The sequence below is a fragment of the Streptomyces sp. NPDC017991 genome, assembly GCF_044328075.1.
In the GTDB taxonomy this organism is placed as follows: domain Bacteria; phylum Actinomycetota; class Actinomycetes; order Streptomycetales; family Streptomycetaceae; genus Streptomyces.
Window position 1 is genome coordinate 647,905 of record NZ_JBIRGP010000003.1, and the last position, 9,389, is coordinate 657,293.

Annotated in this window: 7 protein-coding genes; all 7 read left to right on the forward strand. The window is 71.3% G+C overall.

All coding sequences use genetic code 11. The features are described from left to right. The first annotated feature begins 98 nt into the window (after window positions 1-98). The 7 genes from ACH4DZ_RS11405 to ACH4DZ_RS11435 all read left to right on the forward strand — a co-directional run bounded on the left by ACH4DZ_RS11405 (window position 99) and on the right by ACH4DZ_RS11435 (window position 9,190). Entirely contained in the window at window positions 99-1,088 is a 990-nt protein-coding gene (locus ACH4DZ_RS11405) for an alpha/beta fold hydrolase (RefSeq protein ID WP_398286791.1), read from the forward strand. 623 nt (window positions 1,089-1,711) lie between these two features. Then, the gene (locus ACH4DZ_RS11410) at window positions 1,712-3,049 is read left to right on the forward strand and encodes a DUF3152 domain-containing protein (protein ID WP_398286792.1); all 1,338 of its coding nucleotides are present in this window, start codon (window positions 1,712-1,714) and stop codon (window positions 3,047-3,049) included. 78 nt (window positions 3,050-3,127) lie between these two features. Continuing rightward, complete coding sequence (locus ACH4DZ_RS11415; protein WP_318658070.1) at window positions 3,128-3,220, forward strand: Ms4533A family Cys-rich leader peptide; 93 nt, start codon at window positions 3,128-3,130, stop codon at window positions 3,218-3,220. A 190-nt stretch (window positions 3,221-3,410) separates the two neighbouring features. After that, a complete protein-coding gene (locus ACH4DZ_RS11420; protein WP_398286793.1) occupies window positions 3,411-5,135 on the forward strand; it encodes an ABC transporter substrate-binding protein in 1,725 nt (574 codons plus the stop codon). A 4-nt stretch (window positions 5,136-5,139) separates the two neighbouring features. Beyond that, on the forward strand, window positions 5,140-6,300 hold the full coding sequence (locus ACH4DZ_RS11425; protein ID WP_398286794.1) for an ABC transporter permease: 1,161 nt from the start codon (window positions 5,140-5,142) through the stop codon (window positions 6,298-6,300). Next, window positions 6,297-7,295: an ABC transporter permease gene (locus tag ACH4DZ_RS11430; protein ID WP_398286795.1), complete on the forward strand. Its 999-nt coding sequence runs from the start codon at window positions 6,297-6,299 to the stop codon at window positions 7,293-7,295. The genes ACH4DZ_RS11425 and ACH4DZ_RS11430 overlap by 4 nt, the downstream gene beginning before the upstream one ends. A gap of 107 nt (window positions 7,296-7,402) precedes the next feature. Continuing rightward, window positions 7,403-9,190 carry a dipeptide ABC transporter ATP-binding protein gene (locus tag ACH4DZ_RS11435; protein ID WP_398286796.1) on the forward strand — a complete coding sequence of 596 codons (1,788 nt, stop codon included), beginning with the start codon at window positions 7,403-7,405 and terminating at the stop codon, window positions 9,188-9,190. The last annotated feature ends 199 nt before the right edge of the window (window positions 9,191-9,389 follow it).

Consider the following 9,389-nt stretch of genomic DNA (forward strand, 5'->3'; position numbering starts at 1 on the left):
CGCTCGATGAGGGCGCTGCGCGATCCGGCCGGGCCGTGGCCTGTTCCTGTGACGGCGAACACACGAGCCGGCGCGTGATCGTCTCGTAACATTGCTGCATGTCTTCGACCGAACTGCCATCAGTGCTGGCCACCTCCGTCGCGCCGAAGGTCAGTTCCGTCAGGGTGGCGGCGGGGGAGCGGCTGCGCACGGTAGGGCTCCCCGGGATCACGCTGACGGTCCGTTCGAGGCCGCCGGCCAGAGAGGGACTGCCGCCCGCGCTGTACGTGCACGGGCTGGGCGGCTCCTCGCAGAACTGGTCGGCGCTGATGCCGCTCCTCGACGGGCTCGTGGACAGCGAGGCCCTCGATCTGCCGGGCTTCGGCGACTCGCCGCCGCCGGACGACGGCGACTATTCGGTGACCGGACACGCCCGCGCGGTCATCCGCTACCTGGACGCGGCCGAGCGCGGGCCCGTGCACCTCTTCGGGAACTCGCTGGGCGGCGCGGTCTCGACGCGCGTGGCCGCCGTACGGCCTGATCTGGTCCGCACGCTCACGCTCGTCTCACCGGCGCTCCCGGAGCTGCGGGTGCAGCGCAGCGCGGTGCCGACGGCGTTGCTCGCCCTGCCCGGAGTGGCGGCCCTGTTCACCAGTTTCACCAAGGGCTGGACCGCCGAGCAGCGGGTGCGGGGAGTCACCGCGCTCTGTTACGGGGATCCCGGCACGGTGACGCCGGAAGGGTTCCGCAACGCGGTCGAGGAGATGGAGCGGCGGCTCGCCCTTCCCTACTTCTGGGACGTCATGGCACGCTCGGCACGCGGCATCGTGAACGCGTACACACTGGGCGGCCAGCACGGACTGTGGCGCCAGGCCGAGCGGGTGCTCGCGCCCACACTCCTTGTCTACGGAGGCCGCGATCAGCTCGTCTCGTACCGCATGGCACAGCGTGCGGCGCGTGCGTTCAGGGACTCGCGGTTGCTGACATTGCCTGACGCGGGGCATGTGGCGATGATGGAGTACCCGGAGACCATGGCCACGGCCTTCCGCGAACTCCTCGCGGACACGGGCAAGTTGACCGACACCGGCGCTACCGGCGCGAGGAGCTGAAGCGGGACGTGGGACGTCACAGCCGGCGCGGGCCCGCCCCCAAGGGTGACACCGCCGACCCTCCCCCTGTTCCGGCTGCCCGGCCGCAGACGGGGACCACCGGAGCGGCGGGGCGCCGAGGGCCCCAGGGCGGGCCGCGGTCCGCGACACCGACGGCGGCCACCGGCGCGCCGATGACGCCGATGGCGCCGACGGGTGGGGGACCCGCTCGGGGGGTGCCCCGGCTGCCTGAAGGATGGGTTCCGCAGGGGCCCGGTGGTCCGCGAGGACCTGGAGGCCCACCCGGACAGCAAGACCCGTCCGGACAAGGAAGCCCCTCTGGGCAGGGGAGTCCGCTTGGGCAGGGAGGCTCGTCCGGGCAGAGTGTTCCGCGTTCCGGCGGACGGCCGCCCGCGGGCGGAGACCCCCGGTATGCCGGTGGGGCTCCCGCGTACACGGACCAGTACCGCGGCGGGGCGCAGCCGGGCGGAGGACCGCGGCTTCCCGACGGCACCCCCGCGCACGGATTCCCGCGCCTCCAGGACGGCACTCCCGCCCATGGATTCCCCCGGCTGCCGGACGGCACCCCGGCGCACGGGTTCCCGCGTCTCCAGGGCGGGACCCCGGCCCATGGCTTTCCGCGGTTGCCCGGTGGCGGCGGCGGTCCGGCGCAGGGTGCGCCGCGCAACGCCGACGGCACCCCGGCCCACGGCATGCCCCGTGTCCGCGGCGGTCACCCCGAGCAGCGTGAGGCGGGCGGTGGCTGGGGCGCGGCGAGGACGGACACCGGGTACGGAGTCGGCGTAGGAGTAGGAGTCGGAGTGCCGCAGGCGTCCCCGCAAGGGCCTCCGCGCGGCCCGGGCCAAGGCGCGCCGCGCGACCGGCCGGGTGCGCCGATCCCCGGTCAGCGCTATGCGCCGGGCGCGGCGGGAGCGGGCGGCCCGCGCCAGGCCTACGTCGACGCGTTCGGCGGGGACGGAGGGAATGGCGGGGACGGCCAGGGTGGCGGGCAGGGTGGCGGCGGCGACCAGTTCGCGCCGCGTGCCGCCACACCGGCGGCTGCAGCGCTGCGCGCGGACCCCTTCGCGCCGGTCACCGACTGGGACGGCGAGGTCGAGCACAAGTCGCCGCCCCGGGAGCCGGAGACGCCGGACACCCGGCCGGAAAAGGCCAAGGGTGGCAAGGGCCGCGCCTTCACCGGCATCGCGGCCGCGGCCGTCACCACCGTGCTGGCCGTCGTCGTGGCGGGCCAGGTCGCCGACGGCGGCAAGGACGATCCCGCGGGCTCACAGGCGGCCGGTGGCGCCGACCGGGAGGCCAAGGACTCCGCGTCGCGTACCGACAAGCGGCCCGCGCCCTCCACCGAACCGCGCGCGGTGACGCTGTCGTACGCCCAGCAGATGGCGGCGAAATACCCCTTGGAGGCCAAACTCAAGGGCGGCGGGAAATTCGACGCGGTCGCGGGCTTCGACAAGGCTCCGGGAACCGGACAGAAATTCACCTACCGCGTCGACGTGGAGAAATCCCTCGGCCTCGACGGAAAGCTCTTCGCGCAGGCCGTGCAGAAAACCCTGAACGACAAGCGGAGTTGGGCGCACGGCGGCGGACGTACCTTCGAGCGGATTTCCTCCGGAAAGCCCGACTTCGTCATCACGCTCGCCAGTCCCGGCACCACCGCGTTCTGGTGCGCAAAGTCGGGTCTCGACACCACCGAGGACAACGTCTCCTGCGACTCGGCCGCCACCGACCGCGTGATGATCAACGCCTATCGCTGGGCCCAGGGCTCCGAGACATACGGGGACAAGATGTACTCGTACCGGCAGATGCTGATCAATCACGAGGTGGGGCACCGGCTCGGGTACGGGCATGTGAGCTGCAGTGTCGACGGCGGGCTCGCCCCCGTCATGCAGCAGCAGACCAAGTTCCTGAACCACGACGGGATCAAGTGTCTGCCCAACCCCTGGCCGTTCCCGTCGAGTTGAGCGGGCGTACTCGGGAGCGGTACCGGAGACGGGCGGCTCACATTGACAGGCGGGAAAAGTTCGTTCATATTTTCTCGCATGTCGCCTCGTCACATCTCCGCACGCGCAGCCCTTGAGCTGGCGCTGTTCGGCGTGACCGCGCTCTGCGTGGCCGACATTCACTGTCGCTGACCCTCGCCCCTGGCGCGCGTCGGCGTTCTCTCGTCATTTCACCGGCACCGGAATCACGGTGCCGGGTTTTTCCAGAGTGCCCTTGTGCTTTCGTGCCGGTGTGCCCTCGGGGCGATTTCCGCGATCACATCCTCACGCCGCGCCCTCTTCGTGCGCGGTATTCGCCGAATTCTCCGAGGGGTTTCCTCCCATGCGCCGATCGTCCGTCACAGCGCGCCGTCTGGCCGCCGTATCCGTCAGCCTCGCCGTGGCAGCGGGTGCAGTCGCCTGCGGGCCGGAGGACAACGATGCCAAGGCCACGTCGGGCGGCGCGGACGCGAAGCCGGCCAAGGGCGGCACCCTCACGGTCCTGAACTCCGACCCCCAGCAGGACTTCGACCCCGCCCGGCTCTACACCTCCGGCGGCGGCAACGTCCCGTCGCTCGTCTTCCGTACGCTCACCACGCGCAACCGCGAGGACGGGGTCGAGGGCGCCGAGGTCGTCCCCGACCTCGCCACGGACACCGGCAGACCCAGCGAGAACGCGACCGTGTGGACGTACACGCTGAAGAAGGGCCTCAAGTACGAGGACGGCAGCGCGATCACCTCGGCCGACATCAAGTACGGCATCGAGCGGTCCTTCGCGGCCGAACTCTCCGGCGGCGCGCCCTACCTGCGGGACTGGCTGATCGGCGGGGCCGACTACCAGGGGCCCTACAAGGACAAGAAGGGCCTCGACTCCATCGAGACGCCCGACGAGCGGACCATCGTCTTCCGCCTGAACAAGCCCGAGGGCGAGTTCCCGTACCTCGCCACGCAGACGCAGTTCGCGCCCGTCCCGAAGGCCAAGGACACCGGCACGAAGTACGAGGAGCACCCGGTCTCGTCCGGCCCGTACAAGGTCGTCAAGAACGAGAACGACGGCGAGCGGCTGACCCTGGAGCGCAACACGCACTGGTCCGCGTCGACGGACGCCGAGCGCAAGGCCTACCCCGACAAGATCGACGTACGCTCCGGGCTCGACTCGTCCGTCATCAACCAGCGGCTGTCCTCCTCGCAGGGCGCGGACGCCGCCGCCGTGACCACCGACACGAACCTCGGACCCGCCGAACTCGCCAAGGTCAGCGGTGACGAAAAGCTGGCCGCGCGGGTCGGCACCGGACACTTCGGCTACACGAACTACATCGCCTTCAACCCGAAGGTGAAGCCGTTCGACGACCCGAAGGTGCGCCAGGCGATCTCGTACGCCGTCGACCGCACCTCCGTGATCAACGCGGCGGGCGGGTCCTCGCTGGCCGAGGCCGCGACGACGTATCTGCCGAACCAGAAGTCCTTCGGCTACACCGCGTACGACCACTTCCCGGCGGGCAGGTCCGGCAACGCGGCCAAGGCCAAGGAGCTGCTGAAGGAGGCCGGGCACGCCAAGGGCCTGACCGTGACGCTCACCCATTCCAACGCCAAGGACTTCGAGACCAGCCCCGAGATGGCGACCGCGATCCAGGACGCCCTGAAGAAGGCCGGGATCACCGTCAAGCTCCAGGGCCTGGAGGACAACGACTACAAAGACAAGATCCACAGCGCCAGGACCGAGCCCGGCTTCTTCCTCGCGCACTGGGGTGCCGACTGGCCCTCGGGCGGCCCCTTCCTGGCCCCGATCTTCGACGGCCGGCAGATCGTCGAGGACGGCGCCAACTTCAACACCGGCTTCCTCGACGACAAGTCGGTCAACGCCGAGATCGACGCGATCAACAAGCTGACCGATCTCGACGAGGCCGCCACCCGCTGGGGCGCGCTCGACAAGAAGATCGGCGAGCAGGCGCTGACCGTGCCGCTGTTCCACCCGGTCTACAAGCGGCTGTACGGCATGGACATCAAGAACATCGTGATCAGCGACTGGACCGGGGTGCTGGACATCTCGCAGGTCTCGGTGAAGTAGCGCCGTGAGCAACGTACTCGTCGCCTCCCGGGCCCCCGGGGGAACGGATCCTTCCGTTCCCCCGGGGGCCTCGGGGGCTCGTCAGTTCTGGCGGCGGCTGCGCGCGCAACGCGCCGCCCTCGTCGCGGCGGGCGTCGTCGCACTGCTGGTCCTGGTCGCGCTCGCCGCGCCGCTGCTCGCCGCGATCGAGGGTCAGGATCCGACCACGTACCACCCGGACCTGATCGATTCCGCTCGTGGTGGTGTGCCTGTCGGATCGTTCGGCGGCATGAGCGGTGACCACTGGCTCGGCGTCGAGCCGCAGACCGGCCGCGACCTGTTCGCGCGGCTGGTGTACGGGGCCCGGGTCTCGCTGGGTGTCGCGCTGGCCGCGACCGTCGTGCAGATCGTCATCGGGGTGGTGGTCGGTGTCGCGGCCGCGCTCGGCACCCGCTGGGTCGACCAACTGCTGAGCCGGTTCACCGACATCATCGTCGCCCTGCCACTGATGATCATGTCCCTCGCGCTGCTCGCGATCGTGCCGTCGGGTTTCCCGCGGCCCGTCCTGGTCGCGGGCGTCATCGGCCTGATCGCCTGGGGCAACATCGCGAAGATCGTGCGCGCGCAGACGCTCACCCTCAAGGGTCTTGACTACGTCTCCGCCGCCCGGCTCAGCGGCTGGGGCACCTGGCGGATCGCCCGGCGCGAGCTGCTGCCGGGACTCGCCGCGCCCGTCATCACGTACGCCGCGATCCTCATCCCGTCGAACATCAGCGTCGAGGCGGCCCTGTCCTTCCTCGGTGTCGGCGTGAAGCCGCCGACACCGTCGTGGGGGCAGATGCTCACCGCCGCCGACGTCTGGTACCAGGCCGCGCCGCAGTACCTGCTGCTGCCGGCGGGCGCGCTCTTCGTGACCGTTCTCGCGCTGACCGTCCTCGGCGACGGGGTCCGTACGGCCCTCGACCCACGCGCGGCCTCACGGCTGCGGGTCGGGACGGGGCGGAGGCGGGAGGCCAGGGTGGCTCCGGGGGTCTGGGCGGTTGCGACTGGTGAGGCGACGGAGGCCACGGAGGCCACGGAGGTTGCGACCGGTGAGGTCGCGGAGGTGGCTGAGGCGGCTGGGGTGGCCGATGTGACCGGTGAGTCCGGTGGGTCCGGTGGGTCGGCGCGGGGAGGTGCCTCATGAGTGGGTTCACGGGATTCGTCCTGCGCCGGATCGTCGGCGTCCTGGTCACGCTGTTCGCCATCTCGGTGATCATCTACGTCGTCTTCTACGTCACCCCCGGCAACGTCGCCCAGATCACCTGCGGTCCGCGCTGTTCGCCCGCCCAGGTCCAGCAGGTCGCCGACCAACTGCGCCTCGACGACCCGCTGTACGTGCGCTACTGGCACTTCCTGGAAGGGCTCGTCGCCGGCCAGGACTACTCGACCGGCACCTCGGTGGAGCACTGCCCGGCGCCCTGCCTCGGGCTGTCGTACCAGAGCGACCAGCAGGTCACCGAGCTGATCCTGACGAAGCTGCCGGTCAGCCTCTCGCTCGTGTTCGGGTCGATGGTGATCTGGCTGATCCTCGGCGTCGGCACCGGCGTGCTCTCGGCGTGGCGGCGGGGGCGGCTCTCCGAGCGGGTGCTGACCGGCGTCACGCTCATGGGCGTGGCCACACCCGTCTTCGTCATCGGCCTGGTCCTGATGATCGTCGTCTGCGGCGAACTGGAGCTGCTGCCCTTCCCGCAGTACGTGAACCTCACCGACGACCCCGAACAGTGGGCGTGGAACCTGCTGCTGCCCTGGCTCTCCCTCGCGCTCATCGAGGCCGCCGCGTTCGCCCGGCTGACCAGGTCGTCGATGCTGGAGACACTGGCCGAGGACCACATCCGGACCTTCCGGGCGTACGGCGTCGGCGAGCGCTCGGTCATCGGGCGGCACGCGTTGCGCGGAGCCTTCGCCCCGGTCATCGCGCTGAACGCCAACAACGTCGGATCGGCCGTCGGCGGCGCGGTCCTCACCGAGACGCTCTTCGGGCTGCCCGGCATCGGACGGGAACTGGTCCACGCCGTCGATGTCGTCGACCTCCCCGTGGTCGTCGGGATGGTCCTGGTCGTCGGCTTCTTCGTCGTCATCGCCAACGCCCTCGCGGACGTGCTCTACGCGGTGGCCGACCGACGGGTGGTACTGGCATGAGCGCAGGTAGCGCAGCTAGCGCAGGCAGCGCGGAGAGCGCAGGGAGCGCAGGGAGTACGGCGAGTACGGCGAGAACAGGGGGTGCCGGTGGTGCCGGTGGTGCCGGCGTGAGTCTGGTCGAGGTGGCCGATCTGACCGTCGGGTTCGGCGAACTGCGGGCCGTGGACGGGCTCTCCTTCCGTCTGGAGCGGGGTGCCGCGCTCGCGCTGGTCGGAGAGTCCGGCTCGGGCAAGTCCACGGTCGCCTCGGCCCTGCTGGGGCTGCACCGGGGCACGGGCGCGTACGTCGGCGGCTCGGTCGAGGTCGCGGGGACCGACGTACAGCGGGCGTCGGACGACGAACTGCGGCGGCTGCGCGGCGCGCGGGCCGCGATGGTCTTCCAGGACCCGCTGTCGTCCCTCGACCCGTACTACGCGATCGGGGACCAGATCGCCGAGGTGTACCGCGTGCACACGCGTGCGTCACGGCGGGCGGCACGCGCGCGTGCCGTGGAGGTGCTGGACCGCGTCGGGATTCCGGACGCGGGCCGGCGGTCCCGTTCGCGCCCGCACGAGTTCAGCGGCGGGATGCGTCAGCGTGCCCTGATCGCGATGGCGCTGGCCTGCGAGCCCGACCTGCTGATCGCCGACGAGCCGACCACCGCGTTGGACGTGACCGTCCAGGCCCAGATCCTCGACCTGCTGCACACGCTGCGGGAGGAGACCGGAATGGGTCTCCTGCTCGTCACGCACGACGTGGGCGTCGCCGCCGGAAGCGTCGACGAGATCCTGGTCATGCGGCACGGGCGGGTGGTCGAACACGGCCCCGTCGCCACGGTCCTCGGAGCGCCCGCACAGCCCTATACGCGCGCACTGCTGAGCGCGGTGCCGAGGGTGGACGTGCCGAGGACGGACGCACCGAGGGCGGGTGCACCGAGGGTGGGTGTACCGGGAGCGCGCGTGCCGCGCGCGGTGTCCGCCGAGGGTGCGTCGGACACGGCGACCGGGGGCACGGCGACCGGGGACACTGCATCCGGCGCCACTGCATCCGGGGCCACCGCGTCCGGCGACCCAGCATCCGTCGGCACAGCGTCCAAGATCACGGCGTCCGGGGCGGCGGTGGGTGACGTCGTGCTGGAAGCGGTCGGGCTGCGGCGCGAGTTCGGGCGCGGGAAGCGCGCGTTCGCCGCCGTCGACGACGTGTCGCTCACGGTCCGCCGGGGCGAGACGCTCGGCATCGTGGGCGAGAGCGGCAGCGGCAAGACGACGCTGGGCCGCATGCTGGTCGGCCTGCTGGAACCGACGGCGGGGCGCGTCAGCCCCGGCGGCGGAGTACGCCCCGACGTGCAGATGGTCTTCCAGGACCCCGTCTCCTCCCTCAACCCCCGGCGCAGCGTGGGCGAGTCGATCGCCGACCCTCTTCGCGCGCGGGGCGAGCGGGACGAAGAGGGCATACGGGGGCGCGTGAGGGAGCTGTTGGAGCGGGTGGGGCTCGAAGGGGCGCACTACGACCGCTACCCGCACGAGTTCAGCGGCGGGCAGCGCCAACGCGTCGGCATCGCTCGGGCCCTGGCCGCCGATCCGCGGGTCGTCGTGTGCGACGAACCGGTCTCCGCGCTGGACGTCACCACCCAGGCCCAGGTGGTCGCCCTGCTCGGCGAACTGCGGCGGGAACTCGGCCTCGCCCTGGTCTTCGTGGCACACGACCTCGCCGTCGTACGCCAGGTCAGCGACCGGGTGGCGGTGATGCGCGGCGGCCGGGTCGTCGAGTACGGCCCCGTCGACGAGGTCTACGAGTCCCCGCAGGACCCGTACACCCGGCAGTTGCTCGCCGCCGTCCCCGCGCTGGATCCGGCGGTCGCGGCGGCCCGTCGCGCGACCCGTCGGACCGCCCGTCAACAACTGGCCGCGCTATGACGAAACGTGTTCGGTTGATCTCTTAGCGCGACGGAACGCGACCCGCACGGGAAAGTTACGACCGTTCACCCCTTCTGGTGGTGCGATGGACAACCGTCCATCGCACCACCGCCAAGTCCGCATACGTTCTTCCCGCTGCGAGCCGCCCGGGCAACGGCGGCGCCCCCCACCGGGGAGCGGGCGTGCGGGGGGGGGCCTA

What these genes read in the sequence shown, in the direction of transcription:
- ACH4DZ_RS11405 (WP_398286791.1), top strand. Translation starts at nt 99, where the DNA reads ATGTCTTCGACCGAACTGCCATCAGTGCTGGCCACCTCCGTCGCGCCG.
- ACH4DZ_RS11415 (WP_318658070.1), top strand. Translation starts at nt 3,128, where the DNA reads ATGTCGCCTCGTCACATCTCCGCACGCGCAGCCCTTGAGCTGGCGCTG.
- ACH4DZ_RS11420 (WP_398286793.1), top strand. Translation starts at nt 3,411, where the DNA reads ATGCGCCGATCGTCCGTCACAGCGCGCCGTCTGGCCGCCGTATCCGTC.
- ACH4DZ_RS11430 (WP_398286795.1), top strand. Translation starts at nt 6,297, where the DNA reads ATGAGTGGGTTCACGGGATTCGTCCTGCGCCGGATCGTCGGCGTCCTG.